Here is a 21785-nt window from a genome sequence, read left to right as displayed (position 1 = left end):
AGGCGGCCGGGGGTCCTCTCTCTCGTCTCGGCCCGGCCGCCTCCATTTTTCCCGTGACCGCGGCAGTATTCATCCCGAATTACGACCAAGGTCGGGGGGGGAGCTTGATCCGTGTCAAGCCCCTCTCGCCCGTGCGGAGGCAGTCTCGCCGGTGACATTCGCCACAGGAGACAAGCCAATGATCCGCCCGATCTTTTCCGCCCTCGCCCTGATCTGCCTGAGCCTGCCCGCGCAGGCCGAGACCTTCGAAAAGGTCAAGGTCGATGCCGGGGCCGAACTGTTCGAGACCGCCTGCAAGCGCTGCCATTCCGTCGATGCCGACAAGGCGAGCTACGGCCCGCTCCTGAACGGTGTCGTCGGGCGCAAAGCCGGCACCAAAGACGGGTATCCCTATTCTGAAGCCCTTGAAAATGCAGGTTTCGTCTGGACGCCGGGGGCGTTGCGCGCCTGGATGGAAGACAATGACGCATTCGTTCCCGGCACCAAGATGCGCCATGTCGGGATCGAGGATCCGACCGTTCAGGACTTCATCGTAAGCTATCTCACGACCCTGCATTGAGGCCCGCCTCCCGCATCTGCGGCAGGGTCGCATGGGGCGTAAGACCAATGGACAATATACGCCACGAGCCTGCCGTCGATACTTGATCCGTGATGCACCGTGAGCCGGAGGTGAGCCCACGGTGGGGAGATCAACGGGAGGACATGATGAACAGATTCGTACTGGCCGCCGTCGTTGCCATCTCCTGCCTCGGGACCGCCGCCACGGCGGGCGTGACCGAGCAGGATCTGGCCAATGACCAGAACAGCACCGGTGATGTGCTGACCAACGGGATGGGCCGCCATCTCCAGCGCTATTCGCCGCTCGACACGCTCAACAAGGACAATGTGAAAAACCTTGTCCCGGCCTGGGCCTTCTCGCTTGGTGGCGAGAAACAGCGCGGCCAGGAGAGCCAGCCGCTCGTCTATGACGGCGTGATGTATATCACCGGCTCCTATTCCCGGATGTGGGCGGTCGACGTGAAAACCGGCGAGGAGCTCTGGCAATACGACGCGCGTCTGCCCGAAGGCATCCTGCCCTGCTGTGACGTGATCAACCGCGGTGCCGCGATCTATGGCGACAACGTCTATTTCGGCACGCTCGATGCACGCATCGTCGCGCTCGATCGCAAGACCGGCAAGGTGAAATGGAACAAGAAGATCGCCGATTACAAGGAAGGCTATTCCTACACGGCGGCCCCCCTGATCGTGAACGGGCTCGTCATCACCGGCAATTCGGGCGGTGAATTCGGGATCGTCGGCGAAGTGCAGGCGCGTGATGCCGAAACCGGCGAGCTGGTCTGGACCCGTCCGACCATCGAAGGCCATATGGGCACGCTGAACGGCAAGGAAAGCACGATGACCGGCACGCTGAATGCGAGCTGGCCGGGCGATATGTGGAAGACCGGGGGCGGGGCGACCTGGCTCGGCGGCTCCTATGATGCCGATACCGACACGCTGATCTTCGGTGCGGGCAACCCGGCGCCGTGGAACTCGTGGCTGCGCAATGCGGGCGAGAAGAACGACGGCACCGGTGACAACCTCTATGCCGCCTCGCGTCTGGGCATCGACCCGAAGACCGGCGAGATCAAGTGGCACTTCCAGACCACGCCGCGCGAGGGCTGGGACTTTGACGGCGTGAACGAGGTGATCGCCTTCACCGACAAGGACGGCAACAAGCGCTTCGCCACTGCCGACCGCAACGGCTTCTTCTACATCCTCAACCGCGACGACGGGAAATTCATCGCAGCCTATCCGTTCGTGAAGGATATCAGCTGGGCCAAGGGCATCGATGAGAACGGCCGCCCGATCTACAACGAGGACAACCGTCCCGGCGCGCCCAATGCCAGCTCGGATGACGGCAAGGGTCAGCAGGTCTTCGCGGTGCCCTCCTTCCTGGGCGGTAAGAATTGGATGCCGATGAGCTACAGCCAGAAGACCGGCCTGTTCTACGTGCCCTCGAACGAATGGGGCATGGATATCTGGAACGAGCCGATCTCCTACAAGAAGGGCGCGGCCTATCTGGGTGCGGGCTTCACCATCAAGCCGCTGTTCGAGGATTACATCGGTTCGCTCAAGGCGATGGACCCGAACACCGGTGAGGTGAAGTGGGAGTACAAGAACGACGCGCCGCTCTGGGGTGGCACGATGGCGACCGCTGGCGGACTGGTGTTCTTCGGCACGCCCGAGGGCAAGTTCATCGCGCTCGACGACGAGACCGGCGAAGAGCTGTGGTCCTTCCAGACCGGCTCGGGCATCGTCGGCCAGCCGATCACCTGGGAACAGGATGGCGAGCAATACGTGACCGTGATGTCGGGCTGGGGCGGCGCGGTTCCGCTCTGGGGCGGCGAGGTGGCCAAGCACGTCAACTACCTCAACCAGGGTGGTATGGTCTGGACATTCCGCCTGCCCAAGCAGCTTGCCTCGGCGAACTGATCCTAAACTGAGAGATACGAAGGCGCGTGGGAAACCTCGCGCCTTTTTCTTTGGGCACGGCAAGAGCGGGCCAAGTGACTCGACCGATCCGGACGCGAGGATGAGCCTCGCGGACCTCCATATCCTACTTTTTGCCAGTATCCCTCGCACCGCCACGCGCGTTAGGCTGGGAGAAAGCGGGGCCTTAACCCTCGCGATGCAGACCGAAGGACGCCCCATGAAGGATCGCGCAGCTCCGCAGCACCGAACCGAGTTCACCTCGGCCCTCATCGTCGAGGATCACCCGCTCTTTTGCGATGCGCTCGCGATGACCTTGCAGGCAGTGGCGGGGATCGAAACGGTGATCCATGCCGAACGGCTCGCCGAGGCGCTCGACAAGATCGAAGAGGGTGCCACCCCCGATGTGATCGTGCTCGACCTCAACCTGCCGGATGTGAACGGGCTCGACGGGCTGATGCGGCTCAAGCAGGCGGCGCCCGAGCTGCCGATCATGGTGGTTTCGTCGCTTGATGAGCCGCGGGTGATCCGCTCGGCGATCCTTGCGGGCGCCGCAGGTTTCGTGCCCAAACATTCGCGCCGCGAGCTGTTCCGCGCCGCCTTCGCCGCAATCGGGCGGGGCGAGGTCTTCGTGCCCGAAGCCAATGGCGAGGCGCTGGCCGAAGGCAATGGCCTCAGCCCGCAGGATGAGGCGATCCGCCGACTGAGCCAGCTCACGCGGCAGCAGGCCAACATCCTCGAGCAGATCTGCGAGGGCAAGATGAACAAGCAGATCGCCTACGACCTCAACATCGCCGAGACCACGGTGAAAGCCCATGTCACCGCCATCATGCGCAAACTCGGCGTCTGTTCGCGTACCCAGGCCGTGTTGATCGCGCGCGAGGCGCAGAGCATGTCGGGATTGCCGGAAAGCTGGCGAACGGGCTAACCTCCCGATGTTGGGAGGAGCCATGCGAGAAACTTTGACCAGACCGGCGGGGCCCGGCTGTCCGCGTTCGGCCTGCGCGCCGGCGGACGCCCCTGACGCGCTGCGCCAGATCGCCGAGGCGATGGGCCCGGGCAAACTCGCACAGGTCTTTCTCTTTGCCGATGCACAGGCCGATATCGAGAGCCTCGCGCGCGAAGGCCAGGTCCTGTGGCCCGAGGCCGAAGTCGTCGGCTGCACCACAGCCGGGGAGATCACGTCGCGCGGCTATGATGCAGGCCAGATCGTCGCCTTCGCGCTGCCATCCGCCGGATTTTCGACCGAGATCCTCGTCATCGAAAACCTTGATGAGCTGGACACGAAAGCCCTCGTCTCGGACCTGCTGCGCGCACGCCAAAGCCTCGCGCGGCGCGCCTTTGCGCGGGCCAGCGAGTTCGCGGTTCTGCTGGTGGATGGCTTGTCCGGGCAAGAAGATGCACTGGTCTCCGCGCTTTCGGGTGGGCTCGGGCCAGTGCCGCTGTTTGGCGGATCGGCGGGCGACGGGATCCGCTTTGAGCGCACCGAACTCTTCGCGCGGGGGCGGCGGTTTTCCAACGCCGCGGTGCTGAGTATCGTGCGCTCGGCCTGCGATGTGCAGCTTTTCACCTTCAACCATCTGAAACCCACGATGTCGCGCATGGTCGTGACCCGCGCCGACCCGGATGCCCGCGCGGTCATGCGCATCAATGACGAACCGGCCGCGCGGGAATACGCACGGCTTCTGGGGCTCCAGGTCGAGGATCTGTCGCCGACGGTCTTTGCCGCGAACCCGGTGCTGGTGCGCGTGGGCGGACGCTATCACGCGCGTTCGATCCAGCAGGTCGGGGCAGGGGACTCGCTCGTGTTCTTTGCTGCGATCGACGAGGGTCTTGTGCTGACGCTGGGCGAACCCGAAGACATCTCGGCCCATCTCGCGCGCGAACTCGATGCGCTTTCGGCGCGCCGACAGCCCTCGGCGGTGCTGGGCTTTGATTGCATCTTCCGGCGTTTCGAGGCCGAGGGACGCCAATCCGCGCGGGCCGTCTCCGATACGCTCGCGCGCCACGGGGTCGTGGGCTTCTCGACCTATGGCGAACAGATTGGCGCGATGCATGTGAACCAGACGATGACGGGCGTGGCCTTCTTTCCGCCCGAACCGGTGGACGCCACGCCATGAAACAATCCCTTGCCACGTCGCTCCTCGATCCGGCCGATACGCTGGAACGGCAGAATGCGAAACTTCTGACCATCGCCGAGGCGCTGATCCGCCATTCCGAAGAGATGAACGAGGATCGCGGCGCCGCATTCGCGCAGTTCCAGCGTGCTGCGATGTTGGAAGATCAGGTGCGCGAACGCACCCGTGACCTCGAACGTGCGCTCGATCTTCTCAACGCGTCGAATGCGCGGCTGGCCGATGCGAACCGCGAGACCGAGACTGCCCGTCAGAACCTCGCCGCGGCGATCGAGACGGTGCAGGACGGGTTTGCACTGTTTGACGCGCAAGATGTGCTGGTGATGGCCAATTCGCGCTTCAATGCACTGCTGAGCGACGTGCGCGACCGGATCGTGCCGGGGCTGAATTTCCATGCTTATCTCGATCTGGTCGCGTCCTCCGAACATCTTCACATGCCCGCCGGGATGACGCGCATCGAATGGATCGCGATGCGGCGGGCGCGCCATGCCGAACACCATTTCATCCTCAACCAGCCGATGGGAGATGGTCGCTGGATGCAGGTCTCGGAACACCGCACCCATGATGGCGGCACGGTGATCTTGCAAACCGAGGTGACCGACCTGATCCGTGCCGAGCGCGAAGAGCGGGGCAGGCTCCTTGATGATCAGGCACAAATCCTGCGAGCGACGCTCGAGCATCTGAAACTCGGTGTCTGCATTTTCGATGCGGGACTGCGTCTGCTTGGCTGGAACGCGCGGCTCAGCGAGTTCCTTCTTCTGCCGCGCAACCGGCTTCGGCAGGGGATGCATTTCGACACCATACTCGATCAGGTGCGCGACCAGTTCATCTTTCCCAACGGGCTCTCGGCGCATCGTCTGGGCGATTGGGTGCGCCGGGCGCTGCGCCGCGATCATTTCCAGGTCGAGGTGACGCAGGACGGCGGCAAGGTCTTCGAAATCTTTGCGCAGGAATTGCCCGACGGCGGCTTCGTGATGTCGCTTTCGGATATCTCCGCCGAGCGTCATGCGATCGAGGGGCTGAGCCGGATCAACGAGACGCTCGAGGCGCGTGTGACAGAACGCACGCTGGAGCTGGAAGACGCGCTGGCCCGTGCGGAGCGCGCGAATGCCTCTCGCGCGCGTTTCGTTGCGGCGGCAAGCCATGACCTTTTGCAACCGCTCTCGGCAGCGAAGCTCTATCTTGCCTCGCTCGGCGAGGAAAACACCGCCGAAATGGCCGCCCGCACGGTCGAGAAAGCGCATAACGCACTCCTGTCGGTCGAGGGCATCCTCGGCGCGCTTCTCGATATCTCGCGATTGGAATCCGGGCATGTCTCGGTCGATCCGGGACCTGTGGCCTTGGGACCGATCTTCGCCGCGCTGCGCGACGAATTTACGTTGCATGCGCAGATCAAGGGGCTGAAATTACGCATAAAACCGACCGATGCGGTGGTCATTTCCGACCGGACTTACCTGCGTCGGATATTGCAAAACCTGATTTCTAACGCGGTGCGGTACACGAATTCCGGAGGCGTCTTCGTCGCGCTGCGCCAGCGTCGGGATGGGGTCTTTGTCGAGGTGCGCGACAGCGGGCCGGGGATCGCCGAAGATGATCAGGACGTGATTTACCAGGAATTCCAGCGCCTTAACGCCAAAGCCTCAGCCTCCGAGGGTATGGGCCTGGGACTTGCGATCGTCGAACGCGCTGCGGCTGTGCTGGGCCATCCGCTGACACTGCGCTCGGCACCTGGCTGTGGCTCGACCTTTTCGCTGGGCTTGAAGCCTGCGCTCGGACAGATTGCACGCCCCGAGGAAGATCAGATCGCAGTCGCACGTGATCCGGAAGGGGGCGATATTGTCGTGCTGCTGGTCGAAAACGATGCCGAGCTGTCGCGCGCGATGACTCAGTTGCTGGAGAAATGGGGCGTGACCGTGCTCGACGTAAGTTCTGGCGAAGAGGCCTTGGAGTTGCTTGAGGCAACGGAACTCGAGCCCGATGCCTGTCTTATCGATTTCCAACTCGGTGACGGAATGGACGGGCTTACGCTGATCGAGGTATTGCGCGCGCGTCACAGCGACGTTCCCGTACGGCTGGTCACCGCGGATCGCTCCGAGGCACTGCGCAAAAGGGCTCAACCAGCTCAAGTTGAGATCCTCACGAAACCCGTGCCAACGGCACAGTTGGCGGCATTTCTCTTTGGATCAGGTCGCTAGGGGGCGCATAATGCGCCATCCCTTTGCTCGTCCGTAAAGCGCATAATCAGTATTATGTAACGTTAAAGTGCTATTTTGACGCCTTTACGGGATCAAAACCGTGCTCCCCACCGTTTTACGGCCTTCCAGAGCCTCATGCGCAGCGGCCACATCACCGAGATCGAACCTCTGAGCAATCTCAATCTTGATCGCGCCTTTCGCAATCATATCAAAGAGTTCTGCCGAGGCTTTGAGCAACCATCCCGGACGCGTCGTGTGATGAAACAGCGTCGGGCGCGTCAATCGCAGTGAATTGCGCGTCAGATCGCCGACCTTGAACTGATCCGGCGGCCCAGAACTTTGACCGAAGCTCACGAGCGTTCCGAACCGTTTGATCACATCGAGCGATTTCATCAACGTATCGGCACCAACGGAATCATACACGGCCTCAACACCAGCGCCGTCCGTCAATCGCATGACTTCCTTGACGAAATCCTCGCTGCGATAGTCGATGACATGCGCATAACCATGATCACTTGCGAGCGCGCATTTCTCCGGACCGCCAGCCGTACCATAAACCGTCACGCCCTTGGCCTTGAGCCATTGCCCGGCGATCAACCCGACGCCACCCGCCGCAGCGTGGAAAAGAACATGATCCCCGTCACTTACCTCAAAAGAATGATGTATCAGGTAATGTACCGTGAGGCCTTTGACCATAACGGCCGCGGCAACCTCGTCGGAGATCGCGTCGGGCACAGGCACAAGCTGGTCGGCCGCAACAACCCTATGGCTCGCGTAAGCGCCGTTCGGCAGCGTGTAAGCAACGCGCTGGCCCGGTTTCAGGTCGACGCCCTCGCCAACCGCCTCGATTACGCCCGCAGCCTCGGCCCCGGTGACGAGATCGCGCTCCACCGGCCAGGGATAAAGCCCGGAGCGGAAATAAACATCAATGAAATTCAATCCGATAGCGGTGTGCCTTAACGTGACCTCACCGGGGCCCGGCTGCGGCGGCTCGATCTCGATCCGATGGAATTGATCGCGCCCACCGGGCGCCTTGATTGCCATTGCATATGCCATGAGCACCTCCCTTTTGCGACAGAGTTAACTCAGCCGCGGGCAAGGTCAATCTTGGGTCATCCGCGGGAGGAAAGAGCCGTTCATCTCGACGATCTCCTCCCAGACCCGCAGCGCGAGTTCGCGCGTGCGTTCCTCTTCACGCCGCACCAGGAACCAGTGGCGCATCAGCGGCAGCCCCGGCGCCTCGATCTGCACCAAACGCCCGGTCGCCAATTCATCCATCACCGTGTGCAGGCTCAGAAACGCGATCCCGAGCCCGGCCATGACCGCTTGCTTGATCGTTTCGTTGCTATCCATCTCGAGCGTGTCATAGATCCGACCATCTCCGATGCGGTCCAGCCAGCGCGACATCACGATCCGCGTGCCCGAGCCTTGTTCGCGGGCGAGGAAAGTCTGGTCGAACAGAAGATCGAGCTGCATCCCCTGCCCGATCAGCGGATGGCCCGGCGGCACGATCAAGCCATGCGGATGCTCGCCGATCGGCTCCGCGATCACCGGCGGATGGCGCGGCGGACGCCCCATGATCGCAAGATCGAACGTGCCGCGCTCGACGCCTTCGATGATGCTGGACCGGTTGCCCACGCGCAGCGCCACCTCGATCTCGGGATGCGCGTCTTGAAGCATCTTCACCAATCGCGGCGCGAAGTATTTCCCCGTCGAGACGACACCAAGCGTGACCCTGCCAGATTGCCCACGCTGGATCGCGAGCAGGTTTGCGGCAGCCTGCGACAAGTTGTCCTCGATTCGCCGCGCCGTCTCGCGCAGTGCCATGCCGGCTTCGGTCAACTCCGACCCCGAGCCGTCCGCAGCGCGCTGAATCAGCTTCATTCCGAGCGCTTCTTCCAAGCCCTTGATCTGCGTGTGAATTGCCGGGGTCGTCAGGCCGAGCGCCTCCCCGGCAGCCGTTAACGAACCGCCGCGCGCCACTGCATCGAGCGCGCGCAGTTGTTTCAGCGTCAAGGCATTCATCCGCATGGTGTTTCAACTTTCTTTAACGCGACTTCCTAAGATTTAAATTTCATAAAACGTTTTCTTTCGCAATGCTCCACCTCGACAGCACATCGTCTTGGAGGAGGGACCGATGTCAGTAAGCTTCGACGGCCTGGGCTTGTCGCCCGAATTGGCCGACACCATGACACGCCTGACCAGCGTTGGCGCCACCCTGGCGCGGATCATCGCCCGCAATGGCCTTGAGGGAAATCTCGCCGAGGCGGCCGGCACCAATGCCGGCGGCGACGGTCAGAAAGCCCTCGACGTGATCGCCGATGAGGCGTTCATGGATGCGCTGCGCGATGGCGCCGTGCGCTACTATGCATCTGAAGAGCAAGATGACGTGGTCGATTTCGAGACCGGCACGCTGGCGCTCGCCATCGACCCGCTCGACGGCTCGTCCAATATCGACGTGAACGTCTCGATCGGCACGATCTTCTCGATCTTCCCGAAGGCGGAGGGACCCGATGAGAGCTTCCTGCGCCCGGGCACCGAACAGATAGCCGGCGGCTATATCATCTTCGGGCCGCAGACCGCGCTGGTCGTGAGCTTCGGCAAAGGCGTGCAGCAATGGGTTCTTGAACCGGGCACCGATATCTGGACCCGCGTTGCCGACCCGAAGCCGCTGCCGCCCGAAACCTCGGAATACGCGATCAACGCCTCGAACTACCGCCACTGGCCGCAACCGATCCGCGCCTTCATCGACGACATGGTCGCCGGTGCCGAAGGGCCGCGCGGGCGCAATTTCAACATGCGCTGGATCGCCTCGCTGGTGGCCGAAACGCACCGCATCATCTCGCGTGGCGGCGTCTTCCTCTATCCGGGCGATGATCGCGAAGGCTATGAGCGCGGTCGCTTGCGCCATGTCTATGAATGCGCCCCGATCGCCCTGTTGATCACGCAACTTGGCGGCGGGGCCACGGACGGGGCCGACCCGATCCTGAACGCCCTGCCCGACCGCCTGCACGCCCGCACGCCTTTCGTCTTCGGTTCGAGCACGAAAGTCGCCCGCGTCGCTGCCTATCACGACCTGCCGCATGACGAGAGCCACGCGCTCTTCAATTCCCGCGGCCTGTTCCGGAGCTGAGAATGTCCAAGAAACACCCCATCATTTCTGTTGTCGGCTCGTCCGGCGCCGGCACGTCGACCGTCAAGAACACCTTCGACCAGATCTTCCGCCGCGAAGGTATCAAGGCGGTTTCGATCGAAGGCGATGCCTTCCACCGTTTCAATCGCGCGGACATGAAGACGGAACTTCAGAAGCGTTATGACGAAGGCGATCAGGGCTTTTCGCATTTCTCCTATGAAGCCAACGAACTCAAAGAGTTGGAGCGCGTCTTTCGGGAATATGGAGAGACCGGCAAAGGCAAGACCCGCCATTACGTCCATGACGATGTCGAAGCCGAGAAATGGGGCACGCCGCCGGGCCATTTCACCGAATGGAGCGATTTCGACGATGGCTCGGACGTGCTCTTCTACGAAGGCCTGCATGGATGCGTCGTCAACGACGAGGTGAACCTGGCAGAGCATGCGGATCTCAAGATCGGCGTGGTTCCGGTGATCAACCTCGAATGGATCCAGAAGATCCACCGTGACCGTGCTTCGCGCGGCTATACCACCGAGGCCGTCACCGACGTGATCCTGCGCCGCATGCACTCCTATGTGCATTGCATCTGCCCGCAATTCACCGAGACCGACATCAACTTCCAGCGTGTGCCGGTCGTCGACACGTCGAACCCGTTCGTGGCGCGCTGGATTCCGACGGCCGATGAAAGCCTCGTCGTGATCCGCTTCAAGAACCCGCGCGGGATCGATTTCCCCTACCTGACCTCGATGATCAACGGTTCCTGGATGAGCCGTGCCAATTCGATCGTCATTCCGGGCAACAAGCAGGATCTCGCGATGCAACTTATCCTGACCCCGCTGATCGAGCGCATGGTGCGCGACAGCAAGCGTGCTTGAGGGAGGTTAAGACCGTGATGAAAGACATTCATATCACTCAGGAAACCCGCATGGCGAACGCGATCCGCGCATTGGCGATGGATGCGGTTCAAAAGGCAAATTCCGGCCATCCCGGGATGCCGATGGGCATGGCCGATGTGGCGACGGTTCTCTTCAACCGTTTCATGAATATCGATCCGACCGCGCCGAAATGGCCTGATCGCGATCGCTTCGTGCTCTCGGCCGGTCACGGTTCGATGCTGATCTATGCGATCAACCATCTGCTGGGCTATGCCGATATGGATATCGAGCAGATCAAGGCTTTCCGCCAACTCGGCAGCCGCACCGCTGGCCACCCGGAATATGGCCATGCCGACGGGATCGAAGTCACGACCGGCCCGCTCGGCCAGGGCATCGCAACCGCCGTCGGGATGGCGATTGCCGAGAAGATGAAAAACGCACGCTACGGCAATGATCTTGTTGATCATTTCACCTATGTCATCGCGGGTGACGGCTGCCTCATGGAAGGCATCAGCCACGAAGCAATCGACCTCGCGGGGCATCTCAAGCTCGGCAAGCTGATCGTGATGTGGGACGATAACGCGATCACCATCGACGGCGACACCGATCTTTCGACCTCGATGGATCAGAAAGCGCGTTTTGCCGCCGCTGGCTGGCATGTTCTGGAATGCGACGGCCATACGCCGACCGAGATCGCCGACGCGATCGAGGCTGCGCGCAAGGATCCGCGCCCCTCGATGATCGCCTGCCGCACCATCATCGGCTTCGGTGCGCCGAACAAGCAAGGCAGCCACGATGTGCATGGGGCTCCGCTCGGCGATGACGAAATCGCCGCCGCGCGCAAGCAACTGCACTGGGACCATGGTCCCTTCGAAATTCCCCAGGCGATCTATGACGAATGGGGCCGGATCGCGTCGCGAGGCGCGCAGGCGCGGGCGGAGTGGGAGCAGCGGTTGAACACCGCAACCGCCCGCGCCGAATTTCTCGCCGCCGAAGAGGATGAGGTCGGGACGCTGCCCGCCGCGATCGAGGCCTACAAACGCAAGCTGTCCGAAGACAAGCCCAAGGTCGCGACCCGCAAGGCGAGCCAGATGGCACTGGAAGTGGTCAACGCCACCCTGCCCTTCACCGTGGGCGGTTCGGCTGACCTGACCGGGTCGAACCTGACGAAATCCTCGGGGATGAAGTCGATCACTCCGAACGATTTCACCGGCGACTACCTGCATTACGGCATCCGCGAGCACGGCATGGCCGCGGCGATGAACGGGATCGTGCTTCATGGCGGGCTCAAGCCCTATGGCGGCACCTTCATGGCCTTCGCCGATTACTGCCGCCCCGCGATCCGCCTCTCGGCGCTCATGGGGGTGCCGACCTGCTATGTCATGACTCATGACTCGATCGGCCTCGGCGAGGACGGTCCCACCCATCAGCCGGTTGAGCATCTGGCCTCGCTTCGGGCCATTCCGAACCTGCTCGTCCTCCGCCCGGCTGATGCGGTGGAGACCGCCGAGGCCTGGGAAATCGCGATGACCTCGAAGACCACGCCGACGATGATCGTGGCTTCGCGTCAGAACCTTCCGACCGTGCGCACCGAGCACGTGGTCGAGAACCTGACGGCACGCGGCGCGTATCTGCTGCGCGATCCGGGCGCGCGCGATGTGACGATCATCGCCACCGGCTCCGAGGTCGAGATTGCGATGGATGCGGCCGACAAGCTCGCCGCTGAAGGGATCAAGGCGGCCGTGGTTTCGGCACCCTGTTTCGAGCTCTTCGAGCAGCAGGATGCGGTTTACAAGGTCGAGGTCATGGGCACCGCGCCGAAGATCGGCTGCGAGGCCGCGATCCGCCAGGGCTGGGATCTGTTCCTGGGCCCGCGCGACAGCTTCGTCGGCATGACGGGCTTCGGCGCCTCGGCCCCTGCCCCGGCCCTTTACAAGCACTTCAACATCACCGCCGAAGCGATTGTTTCGGAAGCCAAAGAACTGATCTGAGGGACATAAGAGAATGACGGTTAAAGTTGCCATCAACGGGTTTGGTCGGATCGGCCGCAACGTTCTGCGCGGGATCATCGAATCCGGCCGCACCGACATCGAAGTCGTTGCAATCAACGATCTGGGCCCGGTCGAGACCAACGCGCATCTGCTGCAATTCGACAGCGTCCACGGTCGCTTCCCGCAGACCGTGACCACGGGTGAGGACTGGATCGACGCCGGCCGTGGCCCGATCAAGGTCACCGCGATCCGCGATCCGAAAGAACTGCCCTGGGGCGATGTGGATATCGCGATGGAATGCACCGGCATCTTCACCGCGCGTGAAAAGGCCGCCTTCCACCTCGAGAACGGCTCGAAGCGCGTGCTCGTCTCGGCCCCGGCCGCGGGTGCCGACAAGACCATCGTCTATGGCGTGAACCACGGGTCGCTGACCAAGGACGACATGATCGTGTCGAACGCGTCGTGCACCACGAACTGCCTCTCGCCGGTCGCCAAGGCGCTCAACGATGCGATCGGCATCTCCAAGGGCTTCATGACGACGATCCACTCCTACACGGGTGACCAGCCGACGCTCGATACGATGCACTCGGACATGTACCGCGCCCGCGCTGCAGCACTCAGCATGATCCCGACCTCGACCGGCGCCGCGAAGGCCGTGGGCCTCGTACTGCCGGAACTCAACGGCAAGCTCGACGGCGTCGCGATCCGCGTGCCGACCCCGAATGTCTCGGTCGTCGATCTGGTCTTCGAAGCCGCCAAGGACACCACCGTCGAGGAAGTGAACGCCGCGATCCGCGCAGCGGCGAACGGCCCGATGAAGGGCATCCTCGGCTATACTGACAAACCCAATGTTTCCAGCGACTTCAACCACGATCCTCACAGCTCGGTCTTCCACATGGACCAGACCAAAGTGATGGACGGCCGCATGGTCCGCATCCTGAGCTGGTACGACAACGAATGGGGCTTCTCGAACCGCATGGCCGATACGGCCGTCGCGATGGGCAAGCTGATCTGAAGCGCGAAAGGTAAGGAACGACTGATATGGCACTGATTACGCTCAGACAACTGCTCGACCACGCTGCCGAAGAAGGCTATGGCGTGCCGGCCTTCAACATCAACAACATGGAACAGGGCCTTGCGATCATGAAGGCGGCGCAGAAATGCGACTCGCCGGTGATCATGCAGGCGAGCCGCGGCGCGCGCTCCTATGCGGGCGACATCATGCTGCGCCACATGATCCAGGCGCTGTCCGAAATGTTCCCGAAGATCCCGCTCTGCATGCATCAGGATCACGGCAATAACGAAGCGACCTGCCTTTCCGCGATCAAGCATGGCTTCACCTCCGTCATGATGGACGGTTCGCTGAAGGAAGACATGAAGACCCCCGCCGATTGGGACTACAATGTGGGCATCACCAAGCGCGTCGCCGACATGGCCCATTGGGTCGGCGCCTCGGTTGAAGGCGAGCTCGGTGTTCTCGGCTCGCTCGAGACCGGCGAGGCCGCGAAGGAAGACGGCTCGGGCGCGGAAGGCAAGCTGAGCCATGACCAGCTCCTGACCGATCCCGACGAGGCGCTCGACTTCGTCAAGCTCACCAAGGTCGATGCGCTGGCCATCGCCTGCGGCACCTCGCACGGCGCCTACAAGTTCAGCTCGAAACCGACCGGCGACACGCTCGCGATCAGCCAGATCGAGAAGATCCACGCCAAGATCCCGTCGGTCCACCTGGTGATGCACGGCTCCTCGAGCGTGCCGCAATACCTCCAGGATCTGATCAACGATTTCGGCGGCGAGATGCCTCAGACCTATGGCGTCCCGGTCGAAGAGATCGAGCGCGGCATCAAGTCGGGCGTGCGCAAGGTCAATATCGACACCGACAACCGGATGGCGATCACCGGCCAGTTCCGCAAGGTCGCGATGGAGAAGAAGAAAGAATTCGATCCCCGCAAGTTCATGATCCCGGCCATGGAAGAGATGGAGAAGCTCTGCCTCGACCGGTTCGAACGCTTCGGCACCGCGGGCAATGCCAGCAAGATCGATGTCATCGACATGGATGACATGGCCAAACGCTATGCCAGCGGGTCGCTCGACCCGGTCGTGGCCTGACACATCGTGCCCGGCCGGCCGCCGGCCGGGCACATTGAGATTTAGGGAGAGAAGGAGACCCTCAGATGAATCAGAACGCACCGGGCAAATATTCCGCCGGCGTCAAGGAATACCGCGAAACCTACTGGGAGCCGAACTACACCCCGAAGGAGAGCGACGTTCTCGCCGTCTTCAAGATCACGCCGCAAGCGGGCGTGCCGCGCGAGGAAGCCGCTGCCGCTGTGGCCGCGGAAAGCTCGACCGGCACCTGGACCACCGTCTGGACCGACCTGCTGACCGACCTCGACTACTACAAGGGCCGCGCCTACGCGATCGAAGACGTGCCGGGCGATGACGAGAGCTACTACGCCTTCATCGCTTACCCGATGGGCCTCTTCGAAGAAGGCTCGGTGGTCAACGTCTTCACCTCGCTTGTCGGCAACGTGTTCGGCTTCAAGGCCGTGCGTGCGCTGCGTCTGGAAGATGTGCGCTTCCCGCTGTGGTTCGTGACCACCTGCGACGGCCCGCCCCACGGCATCCAGGTCGAGCGCGACAAGATGGACAAATACGGTCGTCCGTTCCTGGGCTGCACGATCAAGCCGAAGCTGGGCCTTTCGGCCAAGAACTACGGCCGTGCGGTGTACGAAGCCCTGCGTGGCGGTCTCGACTTCACCAAGGATGACGAGAACATCAACTCGCAGCCCTTCATGCGCTGGCGCGACCGCTTCGAGTTCTGCCAAGAAGCAATTGAAAAGGCAGAAAAAGAGACCGGTGAACGTAAAGGCCACTACCTCAACGTGACCGCGCCGAACATCGAAGAGATGTACAAGCGCGCCGAGTTCGCCAAGGAGATCGGCTCGCCGATCATCATGTCGGACTACCTCACGATGGGCTGGGCCGCGCAGGCGTCGCTCTCGCGCTGGTGCCGCGACAACGGCATGCTGCTGCACGTCCACCGCGCGATGCACGGCGTGATCGACCGTCACCCCAAGCACGGCATCAACTTCCGCGTTCTCGCGAAGATGCTGCGCCTTCTCGGCGGCGACCACCTGCACTCGGGCACCGTTGTCGGCAAGCTCGAAGGCGACCGGGCCGCGACGCTCGGCTGGATCGACCTGATGCGCGACAAATACGTCAAGGAAGACCGTTCGCGCGGCATCTTCTTCGATCAGGACTGGGGCCAGATGCCGGGCGTTCTGCCGGTGGCCTCGGGTGGCATCCACGTCTGGCACATGCCGGCGCTCGTCAACATCTTCGGCGATGACAGCTGCCTTCAGTTCGGCGGCGGCACGCTGGGCCACCCGTGGGGCAACGCCGCCGGTGCGGCCGCGAACCGTGTGGCGGTCGAAGCCTGCGTCAAGGCACGCAACGAGGGCCGTGAACTCGAGAAGGAATCCAAGGACATCATGACCGAGGCGGCCAAGCACAGCCCCGAACTCAAGATCGCCATGGAAACCTGGAAAGAGATCAAGTTCGAGTTCGACACCGTGGACAAGCTGGACGTGTCGCACCGCTAAGGTGCGCCACTTCACGAACGCCTGAGAAAGGATTGAAAACATGAGCGGAATGCAAGATTACAGCTCGCGCATCTCGGACCCGAACAGCCGCAAGATGGGTACGTTCTCCTATCTGCCGCAACTGACCCCCGAGGAGCTGCGCAAGCAGGTGGAATACATCGTCTCGAAGGGCTGGAACCCGGCCATCGAGCATACCGAGCCCGAGAACATGCGCTCGAACTACTGGTACATGTGGAAGCTTCCGATGTTCGGCGAGACCGACGTGGACGCGATCTTCCAGGAGATCGAGATGTGCAAGACCGCCAACCCGGGCAACCACGTGCGCCTTGTGGGCTACGACAACTTCAAGCAGACGCAGGGCACCTCGATGGTGGTGTACCGCGCCGACATGTCGGCCTCTGCCTGATCTTTCCGGGCGGGCTGCCGGTTCGGTGGCCCGCCTTTCCCCATTCTTGGATTTCCCAGCGCGACGGAGAGCCAGCCATGAGCGATATCGACCCCGAACAGTTCCGGATCAAGTCCGAGCCCTATTACCGGCCCGTAGGCAACGAGATCGAACAATATGCCGCCGCCTACGACGTGCGCATGCCGGTCATGCTCAAGGGCCCCACGGGCTGCGGCAAATCCCGTTTCGTCGAATACATGGCCTGGAAACTCCAGCGTCCGCTGATCACCGTCGCCTGTAACGAGGACATGACCGCCTCGGACCTGATCGGGCGGTTCCTCTTGGATATCAACGGCACCAAGTGGCAGGACGGCCCGCTGACGATCGCGGCGCGGATCGGCGCGATCTGCTATCTCGACGAGGTCGTGGAAGCCCGTCAGGATACCACCGTCGTCATCCACCCGCTGACCGACCACCGCCGCCAGCTGCCGCTGGAGAAGAAGGGCGAGCTGGTCGATGCCCATCCCGATTTTCAGGTCGTGATTTCCTACAACCCCGGCTACCAGTCGATGATGAAGGATCTCAAGCAATCGACCAAGCAGCGCTTCGGCGCGATGAGTTTCGATTACCCTCAGGCCGCGACCGAGGCCGAGATCGTGAGCCACGAGGCCGGGATCGACCTGAAGACCGCCGAGAAGCTGGTTCAGGTGGCCGAACGCTCGCGCAACCTCAAGGGCCACGGGCTCGACGAAGGCATGTCCACGCGCCTGCTGGTTTACGCAGGCCAGCTGATTTCGCAGAACATCGCGCCGCCCGCCGCCTGCCAGATGGCGCTGGTGGAGCCGCTCACCGACGACCCGGATATGCGCGACACGCTGCAAGCCGCCGTGCAGACCTTCTTTCCCGAAGTAACCGACAGCTCGAAGGTCGCGTGAGGGGGCCTGTCCCATGAAGGTCGATCTCGAAGATTACCGCGAGGAGCTGGTCAAGACCGCGCCCGAGTTGGAAGAAAGCCTCGAGGGGCTCTTCCACGAGGCCGCGCGGCTGATGTCGCCCGCCGGTCTGAAGGACTACATGGACGGCGCCCGCGCGATGATCTCGCTCGGCAAGGGGCCGCGTCTGCTGATCTCCTATCTCGACGAGATTCCGCAAGTGGTGAAGGAATGCGGCGAGGATTCGATCCGCGACGTGGTCGGTGCCGTACTGAAGCTTGCCTCGATGGTCTCGGGCGAGGTGCTGATCCTGATGATCGACACCCTGCCCGGCGCGTCGCGGCGCTTCGGTGACCCGGAGCTTCTGCGCGGCTACCTGGCTCTGCTGCACCGTCTTGCGGCGATCGCGCCGCGCGGTCTGCGCCCGATGTTCGGCGTGCTCGAAGAATTGCTGGCGAAACTCACCCTCTCCGGGCTGCGCCGCTGGGTGGATTTCGGCGCAGAGGCCTATCGGCGCGACCTGCCGAAACAGGCGGATTATTTCGGGCTGGTCTCGGAAGACAGCCGCGCGGTTCTCAAACAGGAGCGCCGCGGCACGCTCTTCATCGATAGCCAGCGCCGGCTCAATTTCTACCTGCGCGCCTTCTGGGGCCGTGATTTCTTCCTGCGCCCCTCGGCGGCCGATTTCGCGGGTTTCCGCCCCTTCATCGAAGACGGTGCGCTGCACCTGCCCGATGCGGTCGATGGGGTCGGCGGCGTCTCTGGTCTCGATCTCTACCGCGCGATGTGCGCGCATATGGCCTCTCATATCGTCTATTCGGATCAAGGGCTTGGGCAGGAGGCGCTCAACCCCGCGCAAATCTTCCTGATCGGCATGATCGAGGATGCCCGCGTCGAATATTGCGCCACCCAAGCCTTTCCGGGGCTGCGCACGATGTTTGGCAATCTCATGCCCGAGACCCCGCCCGGGAAATACGAGCATGAGACGATGTATCTGCTCGAAAAGATCGCGAAGGCGCTCAATGAACCGGGGCTGCGCCTCGGTGATCCCGAGATCGACAATCTCGTGCAGACCTTCCATGACGAGGTGCCCAACAACCCGCGCGCAACCATGCTGAGCTGGTCGCTGGGGGTCGAGCTTTTCAACATCCTCGCGCAGCGCCGCGCGGTGCCGAGCCTGCGCATCCTCGAACAGCTCGCTATCCCCTATCGCGACGACAACCGCTTCATCTGGGCGCTCGACGGTTATGACTGGGACAACCAATCCGCCTATCAGACCGGTCAGGCGCAGGTGCGCAAGCGCGTGGGTCTGATGGAATTCGTCAACGAGGTCGATGTCGAGACCGCGGGCGACGATGCGCAGGAGGTCTGGGTCCTGTCTTCGGAGCTTTTCCCCTACGAGGACGAGGGCGTCTCCTATAACGAGATGGAGGGCAAGGAGCCTGTCTCGGATCCGTTCCACTATGGCGAATGGGACTACAAGGTTCAGCTGATGCGCCCGAGCTGGTCGACCGTCTACGAACGCCGTCAGGGCAAGGACGACCCGGACATCATCGACAAGATCCTGACCGAGCATCGCGGCATCCGTCACCGGATCAAGCAGATCGTGGATCGGCTGCGCCCGCAGGGCGTGTCGCGCCAGCGGCGGCTGGAGGATGGCGACGAGCTCGACATCAATGCCGCCGTCGATGCGATGGTCATGAGCCGCATCGGCATGCAGCCCGATACTCGCATCACCATGCGCAACGTGATCAACCGGCGCGATCTGGCGGTGGTCATCCTGCTCGATCTGTCGGAATCGACAAATGAAACCGTGCGCGGATCGGACAAGACCGTTCTGGAACTGACCCGCGAGGCTTCGGCGCTCGTGGCCTCGGCGATCTCGGGCATCGGCGATCCGTTCGCGATCCACGGCTTTGCCTCGGATGGCCGCCACGACGTGCATTACTACCGCTTCAAGGATTTCGAGCAGCGTCTCGACGAAGAGGCCAAAGGGCGGCTTGCGGGGATGAAGGGTGGGCTTTCGACCCGAATGGGCGCGGCGATGCGGCACGCCGCCCATCACCTTGCCGGACGCTCGGAGACGCACAAGCTCCTGCTGATCGTCACCGATGGCGAGCCCGCCGATATCGACGAGCGCGATCCGCAATATCTGCGCATGGACGCCAAGAAGGCGGTTGCGGAACTGCAGCAAATGGGCGTTAACAGCTATTGCCTGACCCTCGACCCCGAGGCCGACCGCTACGTGTCGCGCATCTTCGGGGCGAATAACTACACGATCATCGACCAGGTCGAACGCCTGCCCGAGAAACTGCCGACGCTGTTTGCGCAACTGACGAAATGACCCCCGGAGGACCCCATGAGCTTTGACCGTTCCATCAAGATCGCGCCCTCGATCCTGTCGGCCGATTTCGCCAATTTCGGCGCCGAGATCCGTGCTATCGAAGATCAGGGCGCCGATTGGGTCCATATCGACGTGATGGACGGGCATTTCGTGCCGAACCTCACCTTTGGCCCGCCCGCGGTGAAGGCGTTCCGCCCGCATGTGAAGACCTTCATGGACGTTCACCTGATGATCGCGCCGGTCGATCCCTACATCGAGGCCTATGCCGAAGCGGGCGCCGATATGATCGTCGCGCATTGGGAGGCCGGTCCGCACCCGCATCGCACGCTTCAGGCGATCAAGGCGCAGGGCGTGAAATGCGGCATCTCGCTCAATCCCGGCACGCCCGCGAGCGTGATCTCGGAGCTTCTCGACCTCGTCGACATGGTGCTTGTGATGAGCGTGAACCCCGGTTTCGGCGGTCAGAAATTCATCCCCGGCAGCGTCAACAAGGTCCGCCAAGTGCGCGAAATGATTGGCGATCGTGAGATCCACATCCAGGTCGATGGCGGCGTCGATCCGACCACCGTGGGCCCGCTGGTCGAGGCCGGCGCGGACTGCTTCGTCGCGGGCTCGGCCGTCTTCAAAGGTGGCTCGGTCGACAAGCCCGAAGTCTATGGCCAGAACATCGCGGCCATTCGCGCGGCGGCAGAAGGGGCGCTCAAGGCGGCCCAGTGAGGGTGAAAGTTGATCGCGTTCGCGTGAACTGACCGCTTGCCCTGCGACATTCTGTCGTTCATATTCGCAGAATTGAATACCAGTAAGGGAGGACTGGCATGAAATTCACGCGACGCACCATTCTGCGCGGCGCCATGGCCGCGGGCGCCCTGAGCGCCCTGCCCCGGCTGAGCTTTGCCGCCACCTCGCTCGAGATGGGCACGGCCCGGATCGACACGCTGTCCGATGGCAATCTCGTGCTGCCGCTCGGCTTCGTGACCGACAACCCGGATGCGAAACCGATTCTCGAGCGTTACGGGATCACCGGCGATGCGGTCGAGCCGCCCTGCAACGTCACGCTCTATCGTGACGGCACGAATACGGTTCTGTTCGACGTGGGCTCGGGCAATGACTTCATGCCCACCGCAGGCAAGCTGACCGAGGCGATGGACGCGCTTGGCGTGGCCCCCGAGGATGTGACCCATGTCGTCTTCACCCACGGCCACCCCGATCACCTCTGGGGCGTGCTCGACGATTTCGACGAGCCCTTCTTCCACAACGCTCAGCACATGATGGGCAAGACCGAGTTCGATTACTGGATCGACCCGGCGACGCTCGACAGTATCGACGATGGCCGCAAGACCTTCGCCGCTGGCGCGTTGCGCCGCCTGGAAACGCTTCAGGATCAGATCGCAACCTTCGGGGATGGCGAGGAAATCCTGCCCGGCATCATGGCGCAGATGACTCCCGGCCATACGCCCGGCCACATGTCCTATCAGGTGAAGAACGGCAATGCGCAGGCCTTCATCATCGGCGATGCGATCGTGAACCACTACCTCGCTTTTGCCGCGCCCGGCATGGCGGCGGGCTCGGATCAGGACCCGGATCTGGGCGCGAAGACCCGCACGGCGCTGCTCGATCAGCTGGCTTCGGAAAAAATGCCGATCGTCGGTTTCCACCTGCCCGAAGGCGGTCTTGGCCATGTCGAGCGTGACGGCGATGCCTATCGCTACGTGCCGGAGGTCTGA

At 62.6% G+C, this 21785-nt stretch carries 18 protein-coding genes; 16 read left to right on the top strand and 2 right to left on the bottom strand.

Translation table 11 applies throughout. The annotated features are described in order from the left end of the window. The first annotated feature begins 178 nt into the window (after nt 1-178). The 5 genes from TP2_RS12785 to TP2_RS12765 all read left to right on the top strand — a co-directional run bounded on the left by TP2_RS12785 (nt 179) and on the right by TP2_RS12765 (nt 6799). On the top strand, nt 179-559 hold the full coding sequence (locus tag TP2_RS12785; RefSeq protein ID WP_038078113.1) for a c-type cytochrome: 381 nt from the start codon (nt 179-181) through the stop codon (nt 557-559). A 146-nt stretch (nt 560-705) separates the two neighbouring features. Further along, a complete protein-coding gene (locus TP2_RS12780; protein ID WP_038078111.1) occupies nt 706-2472 on the top strand; it encodes a PQQ-dependent methanol/ethanol family dehydrogenase in 1767 nt (588 codons plus the stop codon). 217 nt (nt 2473-2689) lie between these two features. Beyond that, the gene (locus TP2_RS12775) at nt 2690-3397 is read left to right on the top strand and encodes a response regulator (RefSeq protein WP_038078103.1); all 708 of its coding nucleotides are present in this window, start codon (nt 2690-2692) and stop codon (nt 3395-3397) included. A 22-nt stretch (nt 3398-3419) separates the two neighbouring features. Further along, the gene (locus TP2_RS12770; protein ID WP_157617125.1) at nt 3420-4589 is read left to right on the top strand and encodes an FIST N-terminal domain-containing protein; all 1170 of its coding nucleotides are present in this window, start codon (nt 3420-3422) and stop codon (nt 4587-4589) included. Beyond that, a complete protein-coding gene (locus TP2_RS12765) occupies nt 4586-6799 on the top strand; it encodes a hybrid sensor histidine kinase/response regulator (protein ID WP_038078102.1) in 2214 nt (737 codons plus the stop codon). The genes TP2_RS12770 and TP2_RS12765 overlap by 4 nt, the downstream gene beginning before the upstream one ends. 84 nt (nt 6800-6883) lie before the next feature. On the opposite strand, the gene TP2_RS12760 is transcribed toward TP2_RS12765, so the two are convergent. Then, nucleotides 6884-7855, bottom strand: coding sequence for a quinone oxidoreductase family protein (locus TP2_RS12760; protein ID WP_038078101.1), 972 nt, complete (start codon nt 7853-7855; stop codon nt 6884-6886). A gap of 45 nt (nt 7856-7900) precedes the next feature. Continuing rightward, complete coding sequence (gene cbbR / locus TP2_RS12755; RefSeq protein ID WP_038078100.1) at nt 7901-8830, bottom strand: LysR family regulator CbbR; 930 nt, start codon at nt 8828-8830, stop codon at nt 7901-7903. Between the two features lie 106 nt (nt 8831-8936). On the opposite strand from cbbR, the gene TP2_RS12750 reads away from it, so the two are divergent. The 11 genes from TP2_RS12750 (at nt 8937) to TP2_RS12700 (ending at nt 21785) form a co-directional block, all read left to right on the top strand. Continuing rightward, nucleotides 8937-9932: a class 1 fructose-bisphosphatase gene (locus tag TP2_RS12750; protein WP_038078099.1), complete on the top strand. Its 996-nt coding sequence runs from the start codon at nt 8937-8939 to the stop codon at nt 9930-9932. A gap of 2 nt (nt 9933-9934) precedes the next feature. Beyond that, nucleotides 9935-10807 (top strand): phosphoribulokinase, encoded by an 873-nt coding sequence (locus TP2_RS12745; RefSeq protein WP_038078098.1) that lies wholly within the window; start codon nt 9935-9937, stop codon nt 10805-10807. Nucleotides 10808-10824: 17 nt separating this feature from the next. Beyond that, nucleotides 10825-12798: a transketolase gene (gene tkt / locus TP2_RS12740; RefSeq protein WP_038078097.1), complete on the top strand. Its 1974-nt coding sequence runs from the start codon at nt 10825-10827 to the stop codon at nt 12796-12798. A gap of 13 nt (nt 12799-12811) precedes the next feature. Continuing rightward, the gene (gene gap / locus TP2_RS12735; RefSeq protein ID WP_038078096.1) at nt 12812-13813 is read left to right on the top strand and encodes a type I glyceraldehyde-3-phosphate dehydrogenase; all 1002 of its coding nucleotides are present in this window, start codon (nt 12812-12814) and stop codon (nt 13811-13813) included. Between the two features lie 26 nt (nt 13814-13839). Further along, complete coding sequence (gene fba / locus TP2_RS12730; RefSeq protein ID WP_038078095.1) at nt 13840-14904, top strand: class II fructose-bisphosphate aldolase; 1065 nt, start codon at nt 13840-13842, stop codon at nt 14902-14904. A gap of 65 nt (nt 14905-14969) precedes the next feature. Beyond that, complete coding sequence (locus tag TP2_RS12725; RefSeq protein ID WP_038078094.1) at nt 14970-16400, top strand: form I ribulose bisphosphate carboxylase large subunit; 1431 nt, start codon at nt 14970-14972, stop codon at nt 16398-16400. A gap of 40 nt (nt 16401-16440) precedes the next feature. Continuing rightward, complete coding sequence (locus tag TP2_RS12720) at nt 16441-16806, top strand: ribulose bisphosphate carboxylase small subunit (protein ID WP_038078093.1); 366 nt, start codon at nt 16441-16443, stop codon at nt 16804-16806. 77 nt (nt 16807-16883) lie between these two features. Next, nucleotides 16884-17720, top strand: coding sequence for a CbbQ/NirQ/NorQ/GpvN family protein (locus tag TP2_RS12715; RefSeq protein ID WP_038078092.1), 837 nt, complete (start codon nt 16884-16886; stop codon nt 17718-17720). Between the two features lie 13 nt (nt 17721-17733). Further along, nucleotides 17734-20061, top strand: coding sequence for a nitric oxide reductase activation protein NorD (locus TP2_RS12710; RefSeq protein ID WP_038078091.1), 2328 nt, complete (start codon nt 17734-17736; stop codon nt 20059-20061). 15 nt (nt 20062-20076) lie between these two features. Beyond that, entirely contained in the window at nt 20077-20778 is a 702-nt protein-coding gene (gene rpe / locus TP2_RS12705) for a ribulose-phosphate 3-epimerase (protein WP_038078090.1), read from the top strand. 98 nt (nt 20779-20876) lie between these two features. Next, complete coding sequence (locus TP2_RS12700; protein WP_038078088.1) at nt 20877-21785, top strand: MBL fold metallo-hydrolase; 909 nt, start codon at nt 20877-20879, stop codon at nt 21783-21785.

This window comes from Thioclava pacifica DSM 10166 (assembly GCF_000714535.1).
In the GTDB taxonomy this organism is placed as follows: domain Bacteria; phylum Pseudomonadota; class Alphaproteobacteria; order Rhodobacterales; family Rhodobacteraceae; genus Thioclava; species Thioclava pacifica.
This window is presented reverse-complemented; position numbering and strand designations above follow the sequence as displayed.

Bases quoted from the DNA above. Each gene is read 5' to 3' on its own strand.
- TP2_RS12745 (WP_038078098.1), top strand. From the start codon at position 9,935: ATGTCCAAGAAACACCCCATCATTTCTGTTGTCGGCTCGTCCGGCGCC.
- fba (WP_038078095.1), top strand. From the start codon at position 13,840: ATGGCACTGATTACGCTCAGACAACTGCTCGACCACGCTGCCGAAGAA.
- TP2_RS12700 (WP_038078088.1), top strand. From the start codon at position 20,877: ATGAAATTCACGCGACGCACCATTCTGCGCGGCGCCATGGCCGCGGGC.
- TP2_RS12770 (WP_157617125.1), top strand. From the start codon at position 3,420: ATGCGAGAAACTTTGACCAGACCGGCGGGGCCCGGCTGTCCGCGTTCG.
- TP2_RS12765 (WP_038078102.1), top strand. From the start codon at position 4,586: ATGAAACAATCCCTTGCCACGTCGCTCCTCGATCCGGCCGATACGCTG.
- TP2_RS12725 (WP_038078094.1), top strand. From the start codon at position 14,970: ATGAATCAGAACGCACCGGGCAAATATTCCGCCGGCGTCAAGGAATAC.
- TP2_RS12760 (WP_038078101.1), bottom strand. From the start codon at position 7,855: ATGGCATATGCAATGGCAATCAAGGCGCCCGGTGGGCGCGATCAATTC.
- TP2_RS12710 (WP_038078091.1), top strand. From the start codon at position 17,734: ATGAAGGTCGATCTCGAAGATTACCGCGAGGAGCTGGTCAAGACCGCG.
- TP2_RS12785 (WP_038078113.1), top strand. From the start codon at position 179: ATGATCCGCCCGATCTTTTCCGCCCTCGCCCTGATCTGCCTGAGCCTG.
- TP2_RS12780 (WP_038078111.1), top strand. From the start codon at position 706: ATGAACAGATTCGTACTGGCCGCCGTCGTTGCCATCTCCTGCCTCGGG.
- TP2_RS12720 (WP_038078093.1), top strand. From the start codon at position 16,441: ATGAGCGGAATGCAAGATTACAGCTCGCGCATCTCGGACCCGAACAGC.
- TP2_RS12750 (WP_038078099.1), top strand. From the start codon at position 8,937: ATGTCAGTAAGCTTCGACGGCCTGGGCTTGTCGCCCGAATTGGCCGAC.
- tkt (WP_038078097.1), top strand. From the start codon at position 10,825: ATGAAAGACATTCATATCACTCAGGAAACCCGCATGGCGAACGCGATC.
- rpe (WP_038078090.1), top strand. From the start codon at position 20,077: ATGAGCTTTGACCGTTCCATCAAGATCGCGCCCTCGATCCTGTCGGCC.
- cbbR (WP_038078100.1), bottom strand. From the start codon at position 8,830: ATGCGGATGAATGCCTTGACGCTGAAACAACTGCGCGCGCTCGATGCA.
- TP2_RS12775 (WP_038078103.1), top strand. From the start codon at position 2,690: ATGAAGGATCGCGCAGCTCCGCAGCACCGAACCGAGTTCACCTCGGCC.
- gap (WP_038078096.1), top strand. From the start codon at position 12,812: ATGACGGTTAAAGTTGCCATCAACGGGTTTGGTCGGATCGGCCGCAAC.
- TP2_RS12715 (WP_038078092.1), top strand. From the start codon at position 16,884: ATGAGCGATATCGACCCCGAACAGTTCCGGATCAAGTCCGAGCCCTAT.